Genomic DNA, 20,624 nt, shown 5'->3' on the forward strand with positions numbered 1-20,624 from the left:
CAATTGAACTACTTTAACTCTTCTAAATAAGTTTTTGTTTGTTTTTCAATTTCGCCAGTAGCAACTTTTATAGCTGAACCCACTCTTGTTGTTTCGGGTTTAACTGGCATTTTATTAATCGTAGCCAAAGCATCAATATACCATTTACTCCAAACCTCTATAATGTGTTTTTCATCAGTCGCAGATTTTCCGTCTGCAATTGCTTTTTTACTGAGGTCAAATTCAGTTTTAAGTCGAACCAAAGCGTCAGCTTTAACTTGCGAAACCGTTGCGGTTGCTGTGCTTTCATCGGCAGAAATTAAAGTATAAGCAGCGGTTAAAGCGCTTATACCAACGTTCTTCATTTCCGTTGGCGATACTTTATCTAATCGATCATTATCTGTATGATAAAAAACATCTGTAAAGTGCCACATTAACAAGCCTGGAATTTTATTTTGCAGAAAAGGCGTGTGATCGCTTCCACCTTCAAAAGGATTATAGTTAACCGTCCAGTTTGCGAATTTCCCTTGAGTTTTACAGATATCGAAAATAAAATCGTTGAAATAATGCGGGAAAAGGTCTTTCTCCGTCACATCTCCAGCACCCCATTCCGTGTGTTTGTCCGTTCCTCGTGTCCAGATTGCAGATGGGTCTGGCATTTTTTCGATTAAGAAAGAACCACCCGTTTTTTGCGTGTCTTCGCCAACCATATCTAAACTCATTCCCCATAAAATACCTTTTGCACGAGTGGTATCTTCTGTAATGTATCTTTTGGTCGATACAATTTCATCGCCCCATAAAAAGGTTAAGCTGCGCTTTGGACTAATCTTTTTTGCCTTGTAAAGTTCAGCCGTTAATCTGGCCATTTCTGCAAGCGTACCTACACCGCTGGCATTATCATTGGCGCCAGGTTCCTGAACGTGGGCACTGAATACGAAGCGTTCATCAGGTTTTTCACTGCCTTTTAAATTGGCTACAATGGTTAATTCCTCAGCCTGATAGATTTTAGTTTCAATATTAACCTTCAGTTTTGTAGAACCCTTTAAACAAGCTGCTTTTAGCTTTTCCTTAGCGCCGTAAGATAACAACAGGGTCCATACCTCACTATTAGCAGCCATTCTTCCAAACTGAATTGAAGTTTGATGAATTTCTGGTTTAGTATAGGCAGGCATAGAATAACCTAAAACGCCAACAGCACCAGCTTTCGCTGCCATAGCCAATAATCGGGCTGGATTGGTTTCTGAAAAAAGAATTTTCCCTTTTAAATCCATTTTATCGATTTCGGCTTGAACAACTTTGGCAATGTAAACCACCTCTGCCGTAACACCTTCTGCTGGTGTAGATTGGCAGTTAATCGGAATCATGTTGCGATTGGTTTTGAAAGAAATCAAAGGCTGTTGTTCTCCAACGATATCGATATTTGCGTTAACAGGTTCCCAGGTTTTGTTTTTCATCGCTCGTTTTTCGATGCGATAAGTTAACGGTGCTTCAAACTCATTTTGTTTTTGCGCTACAAAACCTGCCTTTTTTAAAATATCTTCTACATGATGAATACTTGCATCAAAACCCGTGTTGCCAGGCAAGCGAAAATACTTTTCTACAAAGGCCGTGGTTTGAAACGCATTCTGTTCTTTAAATGCAGGGCGGGTTAATTTGAAATTTGCTTCTGGCGAGTTTTGCGCATAACTCGAAAATCCCGCTAAAAGCAGGCCTAAAAATATCTTAGTTTTCATGAAAATCAGCTATAAAGGCTGAAAGATACTAAGAATAGTTTTTAATTTGGCTAAGCTTTTTGTTAATCGTAACGCTTGCCTTTTTTGTTTTTTAAACCTTCATCAACAGATAATGGTCCTGAGCCAACAACCCAAAACAGAATTAGCATAAATAACACTATAACCGATAACCAAAGCTCAGAATTTAGCATCGAAAATCCTTTGGTAAGGTTTACAAAAAATACCGCAAACAGTAGTATTGGAATTTGAATAACCACTGCAAAACGTGTTACCAAACCAAGCGTTATTAAAATGCCGCCTACTAAATGAGCAAACGCAACGATATGTATCGCTACACTGATTAATACGCCCGAGAAGCCAAAAACATTGTTCTCTGTAATTAGATTTTGAAGTGTTGTAGTGTCGCTGATAAAAGAAACGCCCCTTCCAAAAATAATCAAGCCTAATATAATTCTGAGAAAATCAAGCCATTTTGTTTGATGAACATCGCCCCAATGTTCAATTTTACGGATTACGTTCATGATGAACCTCCTTTTTAGGTGAAATGATGTATTAAGTTACGGATTTAATAAACGTAATCCAATAAAAATCAGTTTATTGAAACGTTTTGATTGTCAGTATTTTTGTCGTGTTCAAAACGAAAATATGGTCGTTTCTTGTTCGTTAAACCCCAGCAAGATAAATGTGATTTTTCTTTCAGCGAAGCCCCTCTTTTTTGAGACTGTTATCGAAATTTAGTTCCTTTTAAATTTAAAATAATATATTCGATTTTTATAAAGACTAAAGTAGTAAAATAAGGCCTCCCTACCATAATTATGCATCGTGTCACTTTACGGAATCACTATCTTTTAATAAAGCAAAACTTATTATCTATTGTATTATATCTTGTAATAATTACCATTGCATTGTTAGCACAGTTTAAAGGTTCTGAATTGTTTATAATATTCATGACACTTGGTTTCTCTCCAGTCACAATTCTTCACTACACTTACTATATGCAAGCTAAAGATATGCAGATAGAATTTACTACTGATGGCATGAAGGTTTTTCAAGGAGAAACTTTGCAGATTATAAAAGATGAAGATATTGTGCGAATTGATCTTTATATGTCGGTGTCGATGTATGAAACAGGCTACGCTTCAGGTAGGCTTCTTTCAGAGGAATACTACTATGCAATAATTGTAACAAACTCTGGAGAAATTATAATCAACAACTTACTTTATCCTGATCTTCTGAATATTGACAGGTATTTGAATCTCAGTAAATTTAAGTATCATACAAAACTATTCGCATTTTTGCCATGAAAATTAAATTAATATTGCTCTTTACATTTCTTTACTTTTTCCTCATTATGGTTATTTACGCTGGATGGGCGGATACTAAAAATAGTGATGGAGCTGTTGCCAAAATTTTCAGTGGACTTACAACATTTTTTTCCTATCCTTTGATTGTTTTAAGAGATTCTTTGGGAGTAAAATTAAATCCATACTTCTTGACAATTAATTACATTATTGTTTCCCTAATTTTAGCAGTCATCACAGAGAAAATTAGAAAAAAATATGGCAAGTAATTTATAACAACTTGAATAAATAGCTCATCCTTTTCACATCCCAAAAGATATAGATCTTATTAAACCTTAATTCTATCATTCATGTAATTTTAACTTAAATTTAATTTGAACCGTTTGGGTTTTTGGTCTGAATTTTGTATTATTGCTTAAATAGATTAAGTTTTTTATCATGAGCAAAGAAATATTAGAGTTTTCTGTACAGGTAGATGAAAAATTTGACTTAAAATTTAACTGGTTAGATGGCTTTTGGGGCGCGGCATTTAAGTTTTTTGGCAAATAATCATTCATAGCTAAAAATTACCAAATCAAACGCTACTGTTTGAGCGGGTTTTTATTGCCTTTTATTTTCAGATTACATTCGTATTTCATATTTTTCTACTGTACTTATTTGTATTCATTCTTACCTTAGCTTTCCACTTTAGTCTTTCAGGTTTTACCCTTATCTTTGCGGCATAATGAGTAGAAGAAAACCAGGTACGGTAACTATAATTCCGAACGTACAAATAATTGATATCGCCGAAGAAGGAAAAGGTGTAGGTAAAGCCGATGAATTGGTAATTTTTGTGGATAAAGCCGTTCCAGGAGATGTGGTTGATGTTCGCTTAACCAAAAAGAAAAAGAATTTTGCTGAAGCCATTATCGCACAGCTACATGAAAAATCAGCTTTGCGTACTGATCCGTTTTGTCCTCATTTTGGTACTTGTGGAGGTTGCAAATGGCAACACATGAGTTACGATTCTCAATTAAAATTTAAACAAAAAAATGTTGAGGCCGCTTTACAGCGCCTTGGAAAAATAGATACTTCGTTTGCCGAGCCGATTTTAGGTTCGGAAAACAACAGATATTACCGCAATAAATTAGAGTTTACGTTTTCGAATAAACGTTGGTTGGATAGAACCGATATAGAACGCGACGAAGATTTCGATATGAATGCACTTGGCTTTCACGTTCCATTGCGTTTCGATAAAATTTTAGATATAGAACACTGCTATTTACAAGACGAGCCTTCTAATCAAATTAGAAATTCCGTTCGTAAATATGCACTCGAAAATTCGCTTTCATTTTACGATTTAAGAAACCATGAGGGGGTTTTGCGCAACCTGATTATTCGTACTTCATCAACTGGAGAAGTAATGGTTGCGGTCGTATTTGCCTATCCAGAGCAAGAACAAGTTGATGGTTTAATGAATTTCCTGAAAACCGAATTTCCCCAAATCACATCTTTATTGTACATCATTAATCAAAAGAAAAATGATACAATCTTTGATCAGGATGTTGTTACCTTTTCAGGTCGCGATCATATTTTTGAAGAGATGGATGGTATTCGATTTAAAATTGGCGTTAAATCTTTCTATCAAACCAATTCTGAACAAGCTTTCGAATTGTATAAAATTACGAGAGAATTTGCTGGCTTTAAAGGCGATGAACTGGTTTATGATTTATACACGGGTGCAGGAACCATTGCAAACTTTATAGCTAAAGATGTTAAACAGGTTGTAGGGGTAGAATATGTGCCTACTGCAATTGAAGACGCAAAATTTAACTCAGCATTAAATGGAATTAATAATACCATTTTTTATGCTGGCGATATGAAAGACATTTTAACAGGTGAGTTTATTACAGAACATGGCAAACCTGATGTTGTAATTACCGACCCGCCAAGAGCAGGTATGCATGCCGATGTTGTGCAACGTTTATTAGAAATGGAAGCCGAAAAAATTGTTTATGTAAGTTGTAATGCAGCTACACAAGCAAGAGATTTAGAGCTATTAAAGGATAAATATGATGTTGTTCGTATTAAACCCGTTGACATGTTTCCACATACACAACATGTAGAAAATGTAGTATTGTTAAGGTTGAAGGCATAAGGTATGATTGCCTTAAATTAATTGTCAAAACCTTATCCCTTAAACCATATACTTTTACTATAAATGGATAGAGAAGAATTATTAAACGCAACGCCAGAAGATAGCGGCGCACCGAAAAAACAAGAGAGCCCTTTAGTTAGTTTAGAAAAAGATTTAGAATTTTATTCAGATACAATTAAAGAAGTAGCAATAGAAATTATGGTTGAGGGAATTTCAGCTCATCCAATTTTTATAGCGCATCAACACCAGGTAAGCATTGGCGAACTTATTCTGAATAGGGAAGAGCTGAATACCGATTGGTCTATTCAAGCATCAACATTAGAAGAGTTTGTAGAAAAAGGAATTATTAATAAAGAGAAAAAAGAGCCGTTTTTAAAGGTTTACAAAAAGCCAGAGAACTTTATGTGTGTTTTTGTAATCGTACCAGAAGGAGCGAATTTTATTTATTATCCTTATAAAAAAGCTTAGAAAAGAGAACGACATTAGGTTTCAGAAATGATTGGCAGTATAAACCTTTTAACCTGTCGTCACCTTCAAAAAAAAGCGCTGTCTTGCCCATGCAAAACAGCGCTAATAAAATGATTTAAACTAAACTTACTAATTTACTTTTGTAACATCGCCACTTTTAGATGATGATGTTTTCTTTAATGAAGCATTTCCTTTATAATGTACATCGCTTCCGCCTGAAGCACCTGCCTCTAAACCTTTTGTTACATTTATATTTGCATCAGAACCTCCAGATGCAGTTACTTTTGCATAATCGACAACGAAATCATAAGCATCAACATCGCTACCACCACTAGTTTGTAATACCATATTTTCTGCTTTTCCTGTTAATTTAACATCACTGCCGCCACTAGTTTGTAATTGTAAATCTTTACAGATTAAGTTAAGCTTAACATCGCTGCCACCAGATGAACGTAAAGCAAATTTATCTGCCTTAACCTGATTCTGACTGTAAACATCGCTTCCACCTGAAGCCGTTAATGCCGACAATGTTTTAAAGTTTAAATAAGCTTTAATTGTCTGGTTTTTAAACATACTACCCCAGTTGATGCCTTCCTTCATTTTAATCGTTAGATTTCCTCCACTTGACTCAACAACAACGTTTTTTAATAGATCGGAACTTGCTTTAATGTTTAAACTTTCGCTATTGCCTTGCGTTAGGTATAAATCAATGCCGCTACTTACGGTTACACTGTTAATGTTTTTTATCTCGACAGTTTTAGTGTCCTGTGCTTTCGTTATATAACTGCTTACAACGATAAATAATAGGGTAGCGGATGTTTTTAAGATGTTTTTCATAATATGTTTAATTAAATGCTTCGGGTTTATTTTAATTTTTATGAGCCGAAATAGTGGATTGATTTTGTTTTTTGGTTAATCATTAGACGTTGCCATTGGCAAAACGTTGCAAACGATTTAAATTATTTTTAAAAATGCTTGAATTTAATCCTTAAAATCGTTCTTTTTGTATTCAAACCTTTTTGAAATGGCCGCATCGCAATTCCTTATTCTGAATAAAAAACAAATACAACAAAAAATAGATCGTATAGCCTACCAAATTTTGGAAGATAACCTAAACGAAAAAGAAATTGTACTTGCCGGAATTTGGGATAGAGGTTATAAACTGGCCTTAAGATTGGAAAAAGTGCTGAAAAAAATCTCTGACTTTAAACTCACCTTACTTCGTATCGATCTGGAAAGAGAAGCAAGTAAACTTATCGCGTCAACAGATTTAGATGAAAGCCAGTGGAAAAACAAAGTAATTATTCTGGTTGATGATGTTTTAAACAGTGGAAAAACGTTAGCTTATGGCTTAGGTGTTTTCTTAAATACGCCACATAAAAAGATCAGAACAGTTGTACTTGTTGATAGAAGTCATAAAATTTTCCCGATTGCTACCGATTTTGTAGGACTGGAGCTGGCTACCATTTTAAAAGAACATGTAGATGTTGTAATGGATGTAGAAGGCGAGGAAGACAGAGTTTATCTGAGTTAAATCGAAGTTCATTTGCAATTAACCCCAATTTTTTGCAATTTCCCGAAATGTATCAGCCCCGAAGAAATACAGTCATTCATAAATTTTTCAGCTGGTATATTCAATTCATTATAGATAAAGATTTCGCCGCTTTTAATTTTGATCGGGCAGCACTTAAAAAAGATTCATCCGTTTTAATTCTCGCAAACCACTTTAGCTGGTGGGATGGTTTCTTTATATTTTACATCAACAAAAAGATTTTTAAAAAGCAATTTCATGTTCTGGTAAATGCGGAGAACTATAATAAAGTTGGTTTTTTAAAATACCTTGGCGCCTTTGCTGCAGAACATAGTGGGAAAGATGTTTTAGAAACTTTAAATTATGCAGGTAAATTGCTCGATAATCCCGATAACCTGGTGTTAGTTTTCCCTCAAGGTAAATTGTATTCCAATCATTTAAAAAATATTTCTTTTGAAAAAGGGGTGATGCAAATGATTAATGCAAGCCAAAAGAAAATCAATATCATTTTTGCGGCTACCTTTATCGATTACTTTGCCAAACGAAAAGCATCGGCTTATACCTATTTACAAAACTGGGAGAGCGAAGAATACATTAGTTTGCAACTCCTAAAAAGTGCCTTCAATAAACATTACGATCATTCGCTTGCTAAACAAACAAAAATAACCGAATGACAGTTTTTATCTACGCTATTCTTATTTTTTTAGTCATCAGGTTTTCGGTTACTGTTTTTAACTTCCTTTCTAATCCGAGATTGCCCAGAGCAATAAAACATTATAAGGATAAAGTTTCGATTCTAATTCCTGCAAGAGATGAGGCCGAAAATATTCTTCAGTTACTTCAATCTATAAAAGAACAAGATTATTCTAATTATGAGGTTATTGTTTTAGATGATGGGAGTAAGGATGCTACATTTAATATCGTTAACGATTTCTCTAAAGAAAATCCTCAGTTTAAAGTGGTGCGGGGAGCCGAATTACAAAAGAATTGGTTAGGTAAAAATTTCGCTTGTCATCAGCTTGCAGAAATGGCTAATGGCAAATATTTCTTGTTTATTGATGCAGACGAGGTTATTAAAAGAGGTTTAATTAACAGCCTTATTTTCAGAATGGAAACGAACGAATTAAGCTTGCTTAGTTTGTTTACCAACCAGCAAATGATAACAACGGGCGAAAAATTAACGGTTCCGCTAATGCATTTTATTTTGCTGAATCTTTTACCGCTTCGGCTGGTTCGGCTTTCTAAAAACCCAGCGTTTGCCGCTGCAAGTGGTCAATGTATGTTTTTTAATGCCACTAATTACCGCGAAAACAACTGGCATTATCGGGTTAAAAACCAGGTTGTGGAAGATGTAGAAATTATTAAACAACTTAAACAAGAAGGTTTTAAAGTAGAAGCTTTATTAGCTAATGGGTTAATTTACTGTAGAATGTATAAAAACCTGGGCGAAAGTGTAAACGGGTTTAGTAAAAATTTACTTGCAGGTTTTGGTAATAACATCATAATATTATTACTTTACCAGCTTTTGGTAATTGTTGGGCCGCTTATTTTAATTTTAAACCTTAATATAAGTTTTCTGGTTTTACCACTAACATTAATTGTTTTAACTAGATTAATGATATCTTTTTTATCGGGACAGAACGTGGTTTTAAATTTAGTTTTACACCCTTTACAGATGTTGTTTTTTTTCTTAATTTCAATGATTTCAATAAAAAATTATTTATTTAAAAAAGGCACATGGAAGGGCAGATTGATCAGGCAGATTTAAGAATAAAACGTTTGGCGGTTGCCGTTATCCTAATTTTTCATGCTGTCGGTTTAGTTGGTTTTTTAATTCCTGCTGCGCAACCGTATTTTATAAAATTAGTTCCTTTTCATCTTCTATTAATGTTTGCCGTTATTGTTTTTTCGTACAATGCAGATGTTAAAAGGCTTTTACTTTTTGTTTGTGGTGTATTTCTATGCGGGTTTTTGGTCGAAGTTTTAGGCGTAAAAACAGGTAAAATTTTTGGCAGCTATTATTACGGCACCACATTAGGTGTTAAAGTTGGTACAGTTCCACTGTTAATGGGCGTTAATTGGGTAATTCTAATCTTTAGCACAGGGCAAATGATAAAAAGCCTTAAAATTAGAAATGGCATTTTAGCTTCGCTTTTGGGTGGATTATGCCTGATCATTTTCGATTTCTTTTTAGAACCTGTAGCGATGAAATTCGATTATTGGCACTGGGATTGGCATAAAATTCCTGTTCAAAACTATATTGCCTGGTTTATTGTGTCGGTAATTTTACTGAAATTTTATTACGCTTTGGGGCTTAAGCAGCAAAAGTATATCGGAACTACCATGTACATTTCTCAACTAATATTTTTTGTTGTCTTGTACATGACAAGATGATAGGATATTTTTGCTTAATTTTGCAATACAATGAGTTACAATTTACAAGTTACCATAGATAAATCATCAGGCTTTTGCTTTGGCGTAGTTTACGCTATCGAAATGGCCGAAGATATTTTGGCAAATGAAGGAAGTTTATACTGCCTTGGTGATATTGTACACAACGATGAAGAGGTGGATCGCCTAACCAATATGGGGCTTAAAATCATCGATCATGAAGTGCTGAAAACTTTAAAAAACGAAAAAGTTTTAATTAGAGCACACGGTGAAGCACCTTCTACTTACATGCTTGCCCTAGAAAACAACCTTACCTTAATAGATGCATCATGTCCTGTTGTTTTAAAATTGCAAAACAGGATTAAGAATTCTCACGATGATGAGGAACAAATCTTAATTTTTGGTAAACACGGGCATGCAGAAGTTATTGGCTTGCAAGGGCAAACCGATGGAAAGGCAATTGTTTTTCAGGATTTGGCAGAATTGGATCATGTAGAATTGCCATCAAAATTTACACTCTACAGCCAAACCACAAAAAGTGTAGATAAGTTTTATCATATAAAAGATCAGTTGTTATCTCGTGGTTACGAAGTTAAAGCGAACGATACCATTTGCAGACAGGTATCAAACCGTTACCAGGAATTAGAGAACTTTGTAAGCAACTACAATAAAATAGTTTTTGTTTCAGGTAAGAAATCATCAAACGGAAAAGTTTTGTATGATGTGTGCAAAAAGTATAATGAAAATTCTTATTTCATTTCTAATGTAGAGGAATTAGATAAAAATTGGTTTGCAGCGCATGATAAAGTTGGGATTTGTGGTGCAACATCAACCCCCATGTGGTTAATGGAAAAGGTTAAATCTGCGCTCGAGCAATACTAACCTAATTTACATTTTGTAAATCATTTTCTCGATTTTATTGTTTATCACAATAACTCATCATAAATATTTTTTGAAAACAGCCATAAAACTTACTGGATTTTTCGTTGCCTTATCGGTGATTTTCTGCTGGTTCTGTTGTCTGTTTTTTCTTCTAAACTGGGATTTTTCATGGAGTAATCCACTTGTTTATTTAATGATTCTGGTGCAGATGCATTTATTTACAGGTTTGTTTATAACCGCCCATGATGCCATGCATGGTACAGTTTCATCAAACAAGATAATTAATAAGGTAGTTGGTTATACCGCAGTATTCTTGTACGCAGGCTTTTTTTATAATACACTTTTCAAAAAACACCACAAACACCATAACCACGTTCATACCAATGACGACCCCGATTTTGCCCCGCATGGCTTTTGGAAATGGTATTTAAGCTTTATGTTAAATTATGTAACCATTATTCAACTTATCATAATGGCGGTTGCGTATAATGTTTTAAAAATCTGGATTGATGAAAGAAACTTACTGCTTTTTTGGGTTTTGCCATCGCTGCTAAGTACGTTTCAGCTTTTTTATTTCGGTACCTACTTGCCACATAAAGGTGAACACGATAACGAATACCATTCTTCAACCTTAAATAAAAATCATTTCATCGCTTTTATAACCTGTTATTTTTTTGGTTATCACTTAGAGCATCATCAAAAACCAGCAACGCCCTGGTGGCAACTGTATAAAACGAAAAACTGATGGTAATTTGACTGAAAAATGTCGGCTATCATATTTTTGAGATAGGTTGAAAACAATAAAAAAACGATATTTGCGGCACAAAACATATTATTTATAAATGAGCAAAAAGGGAATTTTACTGGTTAATTTAGGAACACCTGATAGTCCTGCGGTACCTGATGTAAGAAAGTATTTAGATCAGTTTTTGATGGATGAAAGAGTAATTGATATTCCTGCATTTAACAGAACGTTACTGGTTAAGGGTATTATTGTTCCTTTCCGTAGTCCTAAAACCGCCAAGCTTTATAAAGAAATATGGAATGAAAATGGTTCGCCATTATTGTATTACAGTAGGTTGCAAGCTAAAATGCTGCAAGAAAAACTGGGAGATGATTACCATGTAGAACTGGCCATGCGTTATCAAAGTCCATCTGTTGCATCTGCTTTAGCAAATTTAAAAGCAGGCTTGGTAGAAAGCATTCAGGTAATTCCAATGTTTCCTCAATATGCTTCAGCAAGCACGGGTTCAGTAATGCAACTCGTTATGGAATTGGTTAGCAAATGGCCAACTATGCCACCCATTTCTTTTGTTAATTCGTTTCACGATAATGAATTGATGATTGAGGTTTTTGCTGAAAACGCCAGAAAACATAACCCCGAAACTTACGATCATATTTTATTCAGCTTTCATGGTTTGCCTGAAAGACAACTTTTAAAGTGCGACCATACAGGTAACTATTGTCTTAAAAATGCAGATTGTTGCCAAACTTTAAACGACACCAATAAATACTGCTATTCTGCTCAAGGGCACGACACGGCAAGATTAATCGCTCAGAAGCTAAATATTTCAAAAGAAAACTATACCGTTTGTTTTCAGTCACGCCTGGGTAAAGAGCCTTGGGTTCAACCTTACACAACTGATGTTTTAAAAAGATTAGCTTCTGAAGGCAAAAAACGATTATTAGTTTTTAGTCCTGCTTTTGTTGCCGATTGCTTAGAAACCCTATATGAAATTACAGTAGAGTATCACGAAGAGTTTAAGGCTTTAGGTGGCGAACATGTTCAGTTAGTGGAAAGTTTAAACGATAATCCGAAGTTTATTGATGCTTTGGCTGGAATGGTGAAGTAATATATTATGATTGATATACAACAAACAAGCGCAGATAAACTTAATAAACTAAGGGAACTTACTGCTGGTGATTACGAAGGTTTCTTATACGATTGTGATGGAACATTGGCCGATAATATGGAAGCGCATAGGTTATCGTATAAGCTTGTTGCTGCGAAGTACGGCTTCGATTTAGATACCGCAATTATTGATGAGTTAGCGGGTTGGCCAACTGTTTTGGTAGTAGAAGAAATTGCTAAGCGATATCAGGTACAACTCCCGGTAACTTTTGCTATTGAAAAATCAGAAGCTTTTTTTCAGAACTATATTGAGGCCACACTCCCTATAGAATTTGTAGCCGAGCACCTTAAAAATAATGTGGGTAAAGTTAAAATTGGTGTAGTTTCTGGCGGAAGCAGGAAAACGGTTGAGAAAACTTTAGCCGTAATTGGTTTGCTACCCTATGTTGAAGCTCTGGTTTGTGCAGGCGAAACAGAAAGAGGTAAACCTTTTGCCGATCCTTTTCTGGCAGCAGCAGAAATTTTAAATGTAAACCCGGCAAAATGTATGGTTTTCGAAGATGGAGAACCTGGCGTGCAAGCCGCAATTAGTGCTGGTATGGATTGGGTTAGGGTAGATCAGATATAAGTTAAGTCTTCCCTACTTTAATTATCTACTAATTACAAATTAATACTCGACAGGATTATTTCAGTAGCACCTTGTTTACTGTTAACATATTTTTTTGCTGCAATTGATGATTCGTCATTTCGATTGAAATGCTCAAATGCAGCAATTAATTCTTCATTTGATGAAATGCTTTTTGCAGCATCAATTGCGATTAAATCTTTAGCCTCTTGAAACTTACTGTATTTAGGGCCGAAAATTACTGGCAAACCAAATGCCGCCGCTTCAAGTGTATTGTGTATTCCCACACCAAACCCGCCACCAATGTAGGCCACCTTGCCGTATTGGTATAGGGAAGAAAGCATGCCTATATTATTAATAATTAAAATCTGAGATTCCGTACCTGGAGTTTGAGATTTTAAATCCGAAAATTTTATCGCTTGCGGAAATAAAGCCTGAATGCTTTGAATATGGCCATCATCAATTTCGTGTGGAGCAATAATCAATTTCCAATCCAGGTATTTTGCCGCTAAACTGGTCAATAATTTTTCATCTTCTGGCCAGGTACTTCCGCAGACTAAAACAGGCGCACCTGCACAAAAAGCTGCAATTTCTGGTAATTGTTTAGGCGCAACCGCGTTCTCAAATACCCGATCAAATCGAGTGTCGCCACTTATAGTTGTATTACTTAACCCAATTGATTTTAATAACAAATCACTTTCTTCATTTTGAACAAAGAAATGAGTAACACATTTTAATATATCTCTGTAAAAACCGCCATAACCCTTAAAAAAAATCTGTTCTTTTCTAAATATACCAGATATTAAATACAAAGGGATTTTGTTTTTATGCAGCGCTTTAAAATAGTAATACCAAAACTCATACTTGGTGAAAATGGCCATTTCAGGATTAACGATCTCAATAAATCGCTTCGCATTTTTGCTGCTATCTAAAGGCAAATAAAAAATTCCATCAGCCAAAGCATAGTTTTTTCTGATCTCATATCCCGAAGGAGAAAAAAAAGTAACAATTATTTTTTTTTGAGGATGTAATGATTTTATTTTCTCTAAAACTGGTCGGCCTTGTTCAAACTCCCCTAAAGAAGCAAAATGAAACCATATGTTTTGGTTATTTGGGCTTACTTTTTCTGCTATCTGACTGAAAATCTGTTTTCTGCCCAAAATAAATTGTGCCGCCTTTTGATTAAAAAAGGCGAAAATCCAAATAATTAAGTTATAAAGTTTAATTCCTATTGTATAAAGTAAAAGCATTGATTGGATTTTATTATCTTCGTGGCAAGATAAAACGAAAATATATATAATCCCCTATTAAATATATGAAAATAGCCGTAGTTGGTACTGGATACGTAGGTTTAGTTACTGGAACCTGTTTAGCTGAAACAGGTAATAACGTAATTTGTGTAGATATAAATGAAGCAAAGGTGAAAAAAATGCAAAACGGCGAGGTTCCGATTTACGAACCTGGTTTAGATTTGCTTTTTCACAGAAACATTGAGCAAGGTAGATTACATTTCACCACAAATTTGGCGGAAGCAATTGAAGAAGCTCAAATTATTTTTATGGCATTGCCTACGCCTCCAGGCGGTGATGGTGCTGCAGATCTCTCTTACATTTTAGGCGCAGCGAAAGATATTTCTAAAATTATTAAGGAATATAAAGTAATCGTTAATAAATCTACAGTTCCTGTAGGAACTGCGGATAAAGTAAGAGCAGTTTTTGCTGAAAACACCGACATCGAAGTGGATGTAGTTTCTAATCCTGAGTTTTTACGCGAAGGTGTTGCTGTAGAAGATTTTATGAAGCCTGATCGCGTTGTTTTAGGAACAAAAAGCGAAAGAGCTACAAAATTAATGACCGACCTTTACGGACCATATGTTCGCCAGGGAAATCCGATTTTGTTTATGGATGAGCGTTCATCAGAATTAACAAAATATGCGGCTAACTCGTTTTTAGCTACAAAAATCACTTTCATGAACGAGGTTGCAAATCTTTGCGAATTGGTAGGGGCCGATGTAGATGCAGTAAGAAAGGGAATAGGTTCTGACGAAAGAATTGGTAAACGTTTCTTGTTTCCAGGGATTGGATACGGCGGTTCTTGTTTCCCTAAAGATGTTCAGGCATTGGTTATGGCGGCAGATGAGAATACCTACGATTTCCAGATCCTGAAATCAGTTATGGAAGTAAACGAACGCCAGAAAACAATTTTGGTTGATAAAGTTTTGAAATACTATAAAAATGATATTCAGGGTAAGCATTTTGCACTTTGGGGTTTAGCCTTTAAACCTGAAACAGATGATGTTCGTGAAGCACCAGCTTTATATATAATTGATGCATTAGTTAAAAACGGTGCAACTGTAACTGTTTTCGATCCTGAAGGAATGGCAAATGTTAAAGGTGTAATTGGCGATAAAGTTGAATATGCCGATAACCAGTACGATGCCCTGGAAAACGCTGATGCACTTTTAATTGCAACAGAGTGGTCTGTTTTCCGTAATCCTGATTTTGATAAAATGGATGCAACATTAAAAAACAAAGTGATTTTTGACGGACGTAACCTATACAGTCTTGAAAAAATGATTGATTTAGGATATTATTATAACAGCATAGGCCGTAAACTGGTAGATTAACATGAGCAATAAAAGAATTTTAATTACTGGTGCAGCTGGATTTTTGGGTTCACACCTTTGCGATCGTTTTATAAAAGAAGGTTATCACGTTATCGGAATGGATAACTTAATAACTGGCGATTTAAGCAATATTGAACACTTGTTTCATTTAGAAAACTTCGAATTCTATAATCACGACGTTTCTAAGTTTGTTCATATCCCAGGAACATTAGATTACATATTACACTTTGCATCGCCTGCAAGCCCGATAGATTACTTAAAAATTCCAATCCAAACCTTAAAAGTTGGTTCATTGGGTACACATAACTTATTAGGATTAGCCCGAGCAAAAGGAGCAAGAATGCTTATCGCATCTACTTCAGAAGTTTATGGCGATCCAAGCGTAAATCCACAACCAGAAGAATATTGGGGTAATGTAAACCCAGTTGGTCCTCGCGGTGTTTACGATGAAGCAAAGCGTTTCCAGGAAGCCATTACTATGGCATACCATACTTTTCACGGTGTAGAAACACGAATTATTCGTATTTTCAATACTTACGGACCAAGAATGCGCTTAAATGATGGTCGTGTGTTACCTGCTTTTATTGGCCAGGCATTACGTGGCGAAGACTTAACAGTTTTCGGTGATGGAAGTCAAACCCGTTCATTCTGTTACGTTGATGATTTGATTGAAGGTATTTACCGTTTGTTAATGAGTGATTATGCGCAGCCAGTAAATATTGGTAATCCAGATGAAATTACCATTAAACAATTCTGCGAAGAAATTATCAAATTAACGGGTACTTCACAAAAAATAGTTTACAAAGAACTTCCTCAGGATGATCCTAAACAGCGCAGACCAGACATTACTAAAGCAAGGGCTTTATTAGGCTGGGAACCAAAGGTAGGTAGAGCTGAAGGATTAAAAATTACATACGAATACTTTAAATCATTGCCTGAAGAGGCTTTGGCGAAAATAGAACACAAAGATTTCCAAAAATATAATCGTTAAAAATGTCTAAAATTTTAGTTACTGGAGGCACAGGATATATTGGCTCCCATACAGTTGTAGAATTACACAATGCTGGATACGAAGTTGTAATTGTTGATGATTTATCGAACTCAAGTATTAAAATTTTAGATCAGATTGAATCGATAATTGGAATCAAACCCGAATTTCATCAATTTGATTTATGCGATATCCAAAAGGTAAACGATTTTGCAGCAAAGCACACTGATATTACAGGTATCATTCACTTTGCTGCTTTTAAAGCCGTTGGCGAATCGGTAGAAAAACCTTTAAAATACTATAGAAATAACTTTTTTAGCTTAATCAATTTATTAGAGGTTTTTAATAAGAATATTGATTTTGTGTTCTCTTCATCTTGTACCGTTTATGGGCAACCAGATAGTTTACCCGTAACAGAAGCTGAAAAAGTAAAACCCGCAGAATCGCCTTACGGAAATACAAAACAAATTGCAGAAGAAATTTTAGTAGAAACTGCTGCGGTTACACCAGCTCTAAATATTGTAGCGCTTCGTTACTTTAATCCGGTTGGCGCACATAAAAGTGCTTTGATCGGTGAATTACCAAACGGCGTTCCAGCGAATTTAGTACCTTTTATTACACAATCTGCAATTGGCAAACGTGGTCCGATTATGGTACATGGAAATGACTATAGTACTCCAGATGGAAGTGCAATACGCGATTATATTCATGTTGTAGATTTAGCGAAAGCACACGTAGCGGCAATAAAAAGATTAGAAGAAAAGAAATCAGCATCTAATTACGAGGTTTTTAACATCGGAACAGGTAAAGGTTCTTCTGTATTGGAAATTATTAATGCTTTTGAAAGTTCAACAGGTGAGAAATTAAATTACCAGATTGGCCCAAGAAGAGGCGGTGATATCGAAAAAATTTATGGCGATGTTAGCAAGGCTAAAGAATTATTAGGCTGGCAAACGGAACTGGATTTGAATGAAATGATGCGTTCTGCATGGGAATGGGAAAAATACATAAAGGCTAATCCTTTTTAAATGAAGCTTGCAGAGCACAAAGACTTAAAGATTGCTATAACAGATTTACCCGTTAAAGAAAAAGATAAGTTATTGCTGCGCTTAATTGCAAAGGATAAAGTGCTTACAGAACATCTTCATTACAAGTTGCTTGAAGATGAAAGTGATTTAGAACTTCGCAAAGAAAATATAAAAGCAGATATTGAAGCTCAGATCGCAGAGCTAAAAAAGCTGAATGTTAAGGAAGCGCTTGTTAAAGTTCGAAAAATGATAACAAGCGTTAACCACTTTTATAAAGTTACTAAAGACCCATTCGGGGAGGTTGAACTTAAGCTCTTTATCTTAAGCGTTATTCCATTAGATTATAAAAGATCGTTATTTGGCTACAAAGACTTTGGTTTTTTGTTTGCCACATATTACGTCAAAACCGTGTCTGTAACTTTAAATAAGTTTCATAAATTACACGAAGATCTGCAATTCGACTTATCAGAAACGATAAATCAGTTGCTCTCCAAAATTTATTCTTCTAAATTAGCAAGCGCTGCAGAAGAAGCGAATTTGCCTAAGGAAATTTAATTTATAAACTATTCTAATGTTCGGATTCTTTAAAAAGAAACAAATCGTTCCCGAATTTAATTTTTCGAATATCGGTATTGATATGCATTCGCACATTATTCCTGGTATAGACGATGGTGCTCAAACATTAAACGATTCTTTATTACTTGCAAAAAGGTTTAAAGCATTGGGTTTTAAAAAATTAATTGCAACGCCACATATTATGGCCGATTATTTTCGGAATACACCAGATACCATTAATCGGGGCCTGGATATTTTAAGAAAAGGACTGCATGAAATTCAAATAGATTTAGAAGTTGAGGCAGCGGCAGAATACTATTTGGATGAAACTTTGGAGAAAAAGATTAATCAAAAAGACGTTTTAACTTTTGGCGATAATTTTCTCCTTTTTGAATTGTCGTACATCAACCAGCCTCAAAATCTAGTAGAATTTATTAAGAAAATGCAAGATGCAGGTTATAAGCCTGTTCTAGCTCATCCTGAGAGATATCCTTATTATTACTCCTCCGTAGAAAACTATCATCAAATAAAAGAAACAGGCTGCCTCTTACAATTAAACTCTATTGCTTTAACTGGCTATTACGGTTCGGGTGCTAAAAAAGTAGCCGAAGAAATGGTCGAACATCACCTGGTCGATTTTATCGGCAGCGATATGCATCATTTAAAACACGCTAAAGCCTTAGAAGAAAGCTTAAATACAGCTGCGATGCAAAGCCTTTTAACAGTGCACCTGCTGAATAATGTTTTGCTTTAAATCTTCAATTTTTTTATTCGTATCTCAACGCTTCAACAGGATCTAGCTTAGAAGCTTTTTTAGCAGGGTAATAACCCGATAAAATTCCCACACCAACACATATTGCAAAACCGCCAATTATAAATAACCAGGGAATTATAAACGAGCCGCCCATTGCAAGCGATATTAAATTGCCAATTAGAATACCTAAAAATATTCCAAAGCTACCACCCATTAAACAGATTACTACGGCCTCAATTAAAAACTGGCGACGAATAACCTTCGGATTAGCCCCAATTGCCTTACGGATTCCAATTTCGCGGGTACGTTCAGTCACCGATACCAGCATGATATTCATTAACCCGATAGATGCACCAATTAATGTAATAACACCAATTGCAACACCACCATAAACCACAAAAGCTAAATTTTCAAACAAGGTTTGTGCTACGGCATCACTTTTGGTAATTTCAAAATTATTCGTTTCAGCAATTTTAACCTTACGGATGTTTCTAAAAAGTGCGGTAGATTCTCCAATTATGTTTTCCTGCATTTCATTTGTAGGCACCATAACGGTAATGGTGTAAGAAGGATTTGCATTTGAATTAATTTGTTTGGCTTTTAAAAGTGGAACATAAACCGCTCGATCACCACTAAAACCCATACTCGAACCTTTTGTAGCTAAAACGCCAATAATTTTAAAACGATTATTACCTACGCTAATCATTTTGTCCATTGGATCTTCACTTTTAAAAAGCTTATCTACAACTTCACTCCCCACTATACAAACGTTATTGCCCATCTGGATCTCCGAAACGCTGAAATTTCTTCCGAGCGATAGGTTTAAACCCTGAGAAGCCAGTCCATTTTCATCTATCCCCTGAACATTAATATTTGGATTGGTTTTTAAGCTGCCATTTTTTACAGTAGAACCACCACTGGCAAAGAAACTTACAGCAACAGTTGCTGGCGTGTTTAAACTATCTTTAAAACGAATTGCATCTTCATACCTTATTGCTTTAAAAGGTTTTGGCCTTTTACCTTGTCCACCAATTCTTATCCCGGTACCACGATTACGGATTGTAAATGAATTAGCGCCCATGCTGCTGAAAGCATCAGTCATGCTGGTTTTTACAGCGTCTAACGTAGTTAAAATACCAACCAAAGCACTTAAGCCAATCGCAATAATTAGCGCTGTAAGCATGGTACGTAAGCGATTGCTTTTGATAGATTGTAATGCCAGCCTGATATTTTCTCTGTAATTCATTTAGTTATATAGCGTAATTGCGATGGATATTTCAAAGACTATTGCCCTAAAAATAAAAAAGTCCCGATGTTTAGACAAGGGGACTGTGCAATATGTTACAATAATATTTTCTTTATGCCGAAAAACTTGTACCGCAACCGCAGGTACTTGTTGCATTTGGATTAACAAAAGTAAAACCACGAGAGTTTAAACCGTCTTGCCAGTCAATCATCATACCCATTAAATACATTTGATGTGCTTTATTCATAAAAACACGAATGCCATCAATTAAGAATTCCTGGTCACCATCTTTTCTTTGATCGAAACCTAAAATATAATTCATGCCTGCGCAACCGCCACCTTCAACGCCAACACGTAAGCCGTAATCCTCACCAATTTCTTGCTGATCTTTTAATTTATATAACTCTTTTGCTGCGCCTTCTGAAAAAGTAACTGGTGCAAATGCGGTATCAACTGTTGTGCTCATGTTATTTAAATTTTATCTGTTACAAATATAAATAATAATGCACATTTTTGCTTTTATCCGGA

Annotated in this window: 24 protein-coding genes; 18 read left to right on the plus strand and 6 right to left on the minus strand. The window is 35.3% G+C overall.

Going from position 1 to position 20,624, the window contains the following annotated elements; genetic code table 11:
* Positions 1 to 8: 8 nt before the first annotated feature.
* Together ABD692_RS20330 and ABD692_RS20335 are read right to left on the minus strand one after the other, a co-directional pair.
* Complete coding sequence (locus ABD692_RS20330) at positions 9 to 1,712, minus strand: M28 family peptidase (protein WP_344769920.1); 1,704 nt, start codon at positions 1,710 to 1,712, stop codon at positions 9 to 11.
* Between the two features lie 62 nt (positions 1,713 to 1,774).
* Positions 1,775 to 2,233, minus strand: a complete 459-nt coding sequence (locus ABD692_RS20335; protein WP_344769922.1) for a DoxX family protein — start codon at positions 2,231 to 2,233, stop codon at positions 1,775 to 1,777.
* Between the two features lie 294 nt (positions 2,234 to 2,527).
* On the opposite strand from ABD692_RS20335, the gene ABD692_RS20340 reads away from it, so the two are divergent.
* From ABD692_RS20340 to ABD692_RS20360, 5 genes are all read left to right on the plus strand, one after another.
* Positions 2,528 to 3,016, plus strand: coding sequence for a PH domain-containing protein (locus tag ABD692_RS20340; RefSeq protein ID WP_344769924.1), 489 nt, complete (start codon positions 2,528 to 2,530; stop codon positions 3,014 to 3,016).
* On the plus strand, positions 3,013 to 3,282 hold the full coding sequence (locus ABD692_RS20345) for a hypothetical protein (protein WP_344769926.1): 270 nt from the start codon (positions 3,013 to 3,015) through the stop codon (positions 3,280 to 3,282). The genes ABD692_RS20340 and ABD692_RS20345 overlap by 4 nt, the downstream gene beginning before the upstream one ends.
* A gap of 169 nt (positions 3,283 to 3,451) precedes the next feature.
* On the plus strand, positions 3,452 to 3,562 hold the full coding sequence (locus ABD692_RS20350) for a hypothetical protein (protein WP_025145553.1): 111 nt from the start codon (positions 3,452 to 3,454) through the stop codon (positions 3,560 to 3,562).
* 175 nt (positions 3,563 to 3,737) lie between these two features.
* The gene (gene rlmD, locus ABD692_RS20355; RefSeq protein ID WP_344769929.1) at positions 3,738 to 5,150 is read left to right on the plus strand and encodes a 23S rRNA (uracil(1939)-C(5))-methyltransferase RlmD; all 1,413 of its coding nucleotides are present in this window, start codon (positions 3,738 to 3,740) and stop codon (positions 5,148 to 5,150) included.
* A 63-nt stretch (positions 5,151 to 5,213) separates the two neighbouring features.
* Complete coding sequence (locus ABD692_RS20360; protein WP_316762578.1) at positions 5,214 to 5,618, plus strand: hypothetical protein; 405 nt, start codon at positions 5,214 to 5,216, stop codon at positions 5,616 to 5,618.
* A gap of 129 nt (positions 5,619 to 5,747) precedes the next feature.
* Here ABD692_RS20360 and ABD692_RS20365 read toward each other — a convergent pair whose 3' ends face one another.
* Positions 5,748 to 6,455: a head GIN domain-containing protein gene (locus ABD692_RS20365; RefSeq protein ID WP_316762575.1), complete on the minus strand. Its 708-nt coding sequence runs from the start codon at positions 6,453 to 6,455 to the stop codon at positions 5,748 to 5,750.
* A 187-nt stretch (positions 6,456 to 6,642) separates the two neighbouring features.
* Between ABD692_RS20365 and ABD692_RS20370 the strand changes: the two genes are divergently transcribed.
* The 8 genes from ABD692_RS20370 (at position 6,643) to ABD692_RS20405 (ending at position 12,902) form a co-directional block, all read left to right on the plus strand.
* Positions 6,643 to 7,152 (plus strand): phosphoribosyltransferase family protein, encoded by a 510-nt coding sequence (locus ABD692_RS20370; RefSeq protein ID WP_316762573.1) that lies wholly within the window; start codon positions 6,643 to 6,645, stop codon positions 7,150 to 7,152.
* Positions 7,153 to 7,184: 32 nt separating this feature from the next.
* Positions 7,185 to 7,823: a 1-acyl-sn-glycerol-3-phosphate acyltransferase gene (locus tag ABD692_RS20375; RefSeq protein ID WP_344769934.1), complete on the plus strand. Its 639-nt coding sequence runs from the start codon at positions 7,185 to 7,187 to the stop codon at positions 7,821 to 7,823.
* Entirely contained in the window at positions 7,820 to 8,917 is a 1,098-nt protein-coding gene (locus ABD692_RS20380; RefSeq protein WP_344769936.1) for a glycosyltransferase family 2 protein, read from the plus strand. Before ABD692_RS20375 ends, ABD692_RS20380 begins: the two co-directional genes overlap by 4 nt.
* A complete protein-coding gene (locus ABD692_RS20385) occupies positions 8,887 to 9,543 on the plus strand; it encodes a carotenoid biosynthesis protein (RefSeq protein WP_316762565.1) in 657 nt (218 codons plus the stop codon). Before ABD692_RS20380 ends, ABD692_RS20385 begins: the two co-directional genes overlap by 31 nt.
* A gap of 30 nt (positions 9,544 to 9,573) precedes the next feature.
* Positions 9,574 to 10,422, plus strand: coding sequence for a 4-hydroxy-3-methylbut-2-enyl diphosphate reductase (locus ABD692_RS20390; RefSeq protein ID WP_344769939.1), 849 nt, complete (start codon positions 9,574 to 9,576; stop codon positions 10,420 to 10,422).
* A gap of 70 nt (positions 10,423 to 10,492) precedes the next feature.
* Positions 10,493 to 11,167: a fatty acid desaturase gene (locus ABD692_RS20395; protein ID WP_344769941.1), complete on the plus strand. Its 675-nt coding sequence runs from the start codon at positions 10,493 to 10,495 to the stop codon at positions 11,165 to 11,167.
* Between the two features lie 97 nt (positions 11,168 to 11,264).
* Positions 11,265 to 12,275, plus strand: a complete 1,011-nt coding sequence (gene hemH, locus ABD692_RS20400; RefSeq protein WP_344769944.1) for a ferrochelatase — start codon at positions 11,265 to 11,267, stop codon at positions 12,273 to 12,275.
* 6 nt (positions 12,276 to 12,281) lie between these two features.
* Positions 12,282 to 12,902 carry an HAD family hydrolase gene (locus ABD692_RS20405; RefSeq protein ID WP_344769946.1) on the plus strand — a complete coding sequence of 207 codons (621 nt, stop codon included), beginning with the start codon at positions 12,282 to 12,284 and terminating at the stop codon, positions 12,900 to 12,902.
* A gap of 32 nt (positions 12,903 to 12,934) precedes the next feature.
* Here ABD692_RS20405 and ABD692_RS20410 read toward each other — a convergent pair whose 3' ends face one another.
* Positions 12,935 to 14,149 (minus strand): 3-deoxy-D-manno-octulosonic acid transferase, encoded by a 1,215-nt coding sequence (locus tag ABD692_RS20410; protein WP_344769948.1) that lies wholly within the window; start codon positions 14,147 to 14,149, stop codon positions 12,935 to 12,937.
* Between the two features lie 65 nt (positions 14,150 to 14,214).
* On the opposite strand from ABD692_RS20410, the gene ABD692_RS20415 reads away from it, so the two are divergent.
* Genes ABD692_RS20415 through ABD692_RS20435 form a run of 5 tightly spaced genes read left to right on the plus strand, consistent with a single transcriptional unit; the run spans position 14,215 to position 18,850 of the window.
* The gene (locus ABD692_RS20415; protein ID WP_316762550.1) at positions 14,215 to 15,525 is read left to right on the plus strand and encodes a UDP-glucose dehydrogenase family protein; all 1,311 of its coding nucleotides are present in this window, start codon (positions 14,215 to 14,217) and stop codon (positions 15,523 to 15,525) included.
* Between the two features lies 1 nt (position 15,526).
* On the plus strand, positions 15,527 to 16,516 hold the full coding sequence (locus ABD692_RS20420; protein ID WP_316762548.1) for a UDP-glucuronic acid decarboxylase family protein: 990 nt from the start codon (positions 15,527 to 15,529) through the stop codon (positions 16,514 to 16,516).
* Positions 16,517 to 16,518: 2 nt separating this feature from the next.
* Complete coding sequence (galE, locus tag ABD692_RS20425) at positions 16,519 to 17,541, plus strand: UDP-glucose 4-epimerase GalE (RefSeq protein ID WP_344769951.1); 1,023 nt, start codon at positions 16,519 to 16,521, stop codon at positions 17,539 to 17,541.
* Positions 17,542 to 18,096, plus strand: coding sequence for a hypothetical protein (locus ABD692_RS20430; RefSeq protein ID WP_344769953.1), 555 nt, complete (start codon positions 17,542 to 17,544; stop codon positions 18,094 to 18,096).
* Between the two features lie 16 nt (positions 18,097 to 18,112).
* Entirely contained in the window at positions 18,113 to 18,850 is a 738-nt protein-coding gene (locus tag ABD692_RS20435; RefSeq protein WP_344769955.1) for a tyrosine-protein phosphatase, read from the plus strand.
* 13 nt (positions 18,851 to 18,863) lie between these two features.
* Here ABD692_RS20435 and ABD692_RS20440 read toward each other — a convergent pair whose 3' ends face one another.
* Together ABD692_RS20440 and ABD692_RS20445 are read right to left on the minus strand one after the other, a co-directional pair.
* Complete coding sequence (locus tag ABD692_RS20440) at positions 18,864 to 20,096, minus strand: ABC transporter permease (RefSeq protein WP_344769957.1); 1,233 nt, start codon at positions 20,094 to 20,096, stop codon at positions 18,864 to 18,866.
* A 112-nt stretch (positions 20,097 to 20,208) separates the two neighbouring features.
* A complete protein-coding gene (locus tag ABD692_RS20445) occupies positions 20,209 to 20,562 on the minus strand; it encodes a HesB/IscA family protein (RefSeq protein WP_316762536.1) in 354 nt (117 codons plus the stop codon).
* Between the last annotated feature and the right edge of the window lie 62 nt (positions 20,563 to 20,624).

It is taken from the genome of Pedobacter ginsengiterrae, assembly GCF_039537385.1.
GTDB lineage: Bacteria > Bacteroidota > Bacteroidia > Sphingobacteriales > Sphingobacteriaceae > Pedobacter > Pedobacter ginsengiterrae.

Coding starts and splice junctions, on each gene's coding strand:
- ABD692_RS20330 (WP_344769920.1), bottom strand. CDS start 1,712: ATGAAAACTAAGATATTTTTAGGCCTGCTTTTAGCGGGATTTTCGAGT.
- ABD692_RS20335 (WP_344769922.1), bottom strand. CDS start 2,233: ATGAACGTAATCCGTAAAATTGAACATTGGGGCGATGTTCATCAAACA.
- ABD692_RS20340 (WP_344769924.1), top strand. CDS start 2,528: ATGCATCGTGTCACTTTACGGAATCACTATCTTTTAATAAAGCAAAAC.
- ABD692_RS20345 (WP_344769926.1), top strand. CDS start 3,013: ATGAAAATTAAATTAATATTGCTCTTTACATTTCTTTACTTTTTCCTC.
- ABD692_RS20350 (WP_025145553.1), top strand. CDS start 3,452: ATGAGCAAAGAAATATTAGAGTTTTCTGTACAGGTAGATGAAAAATTT.
- rlmD (WP_344769929.1), top strand. CDS start 3,738: ATGAGTAGAAGAAAACCAGGTACGGTAACTATAATTCCGAACGTACAA.
- ABD692_RS20360 (WP_316762578.1), top strand. CDS start 5,214: ATGGATAGAGAAGAATTATTAAACGCAACGCCAGAAGATAGCGGCGCA.
- ABD692_RS20365 (WP_316762575.1), bottom strand. CDS start 6,455: ATGAAAAACATCTTAAAAACATCCGCTACCCTATTATTTATCGTTGTA.
- ABD692_RS20370 (WP_316762573.1), top strand. CDS start 6,643: ATGGCCGCATCGCAATTCCTTATTCTGAATAAAAAACAAATACAACAA.
- ABD692_RS20380 (WP_344769936.1), top strand. CDS start 7,820: ATGACAGTTTTTATCTACGCTATTCTTATTTTTTTAGTCATCAGGTTT.
- ABD692_RS20385 (WP_316762565.1), top strand. CDS start 8,887: ATGGAAGGGCAGATTGATCAGGCAGATTTAAGAATAAAACGTTTGGCG.
- ABD692_RS20390 (WP_344769939.1), top strand. CDS start 9,574: ATGAGTTACAATTTACAAGTTACCATAGATAAATCATCAGGCTTTTGC.
- hemH (WP_344769944.1), top strand. CDS start 11,265: ATGAGCAAAAAGGGAATTTTACTGGTTAATTTAGGAACACCTGATAGT.
- ABD692_RS20405 (WP_344769946.1), top strand. CDS start 12,282: ATGATTGATATACAACAAACAAGCGCAGATAAACTTAATAAACTAAGG.
- ABD692_RS20410 (WP_344769948.1), bottom strand. CDS start 14,149: ATGCTTTTACTTTATACAATAGGAATTAAACTTTATAACTTAATTATT.
- ABD692_RS20415 (WP_316762550.1), top strand. CDS start 14,215: ATGAAAATAGCCGTAGTTGGTACTGGATACGTAGGTTTAGTTACTGGA.
- ABD692_RS20420 (WP_316762548.1), top strand. CDS start 15,527: ATGAGCAATAAAAGAATTTTAATTACTGGTGCAGCTGGATTTTTGGGT.
- galE (WP_344769951.1), top strand. CDS start 16,519: ATGTCTAAAATTTTAGTTACTGGAGGCACAGGATATATTGGCTCCCAT.
- ABD692_RS20430 (WP_344769953.1), top strand. CDS start 17,542: ATGAAGCTTGCAGAGCACAAAGACTTAAAGATTGCTATAACAGATTTA.
- ABD692_RS20435 (WP_344769955.1), top strand. CDS start 18,113: ATGTTCGGATTCTTTAAAAAGAAACAAATCGTTCCCGAATTTAATTTT.
- ABD692_RS20440 (WP_344769957.1), bottom strand. CDS start 20,096: ATGAATTACAGAGAAAATATCAGGCTGGCATTACAATCTATCAAAAGC.
- ABD692_RS20445 (WP_316762536.1), bottom strand. CDS start 20,562: ATGAGCACAACAGTTGATACCGCATTTGCACCAGTTACTTTTTCAGAA.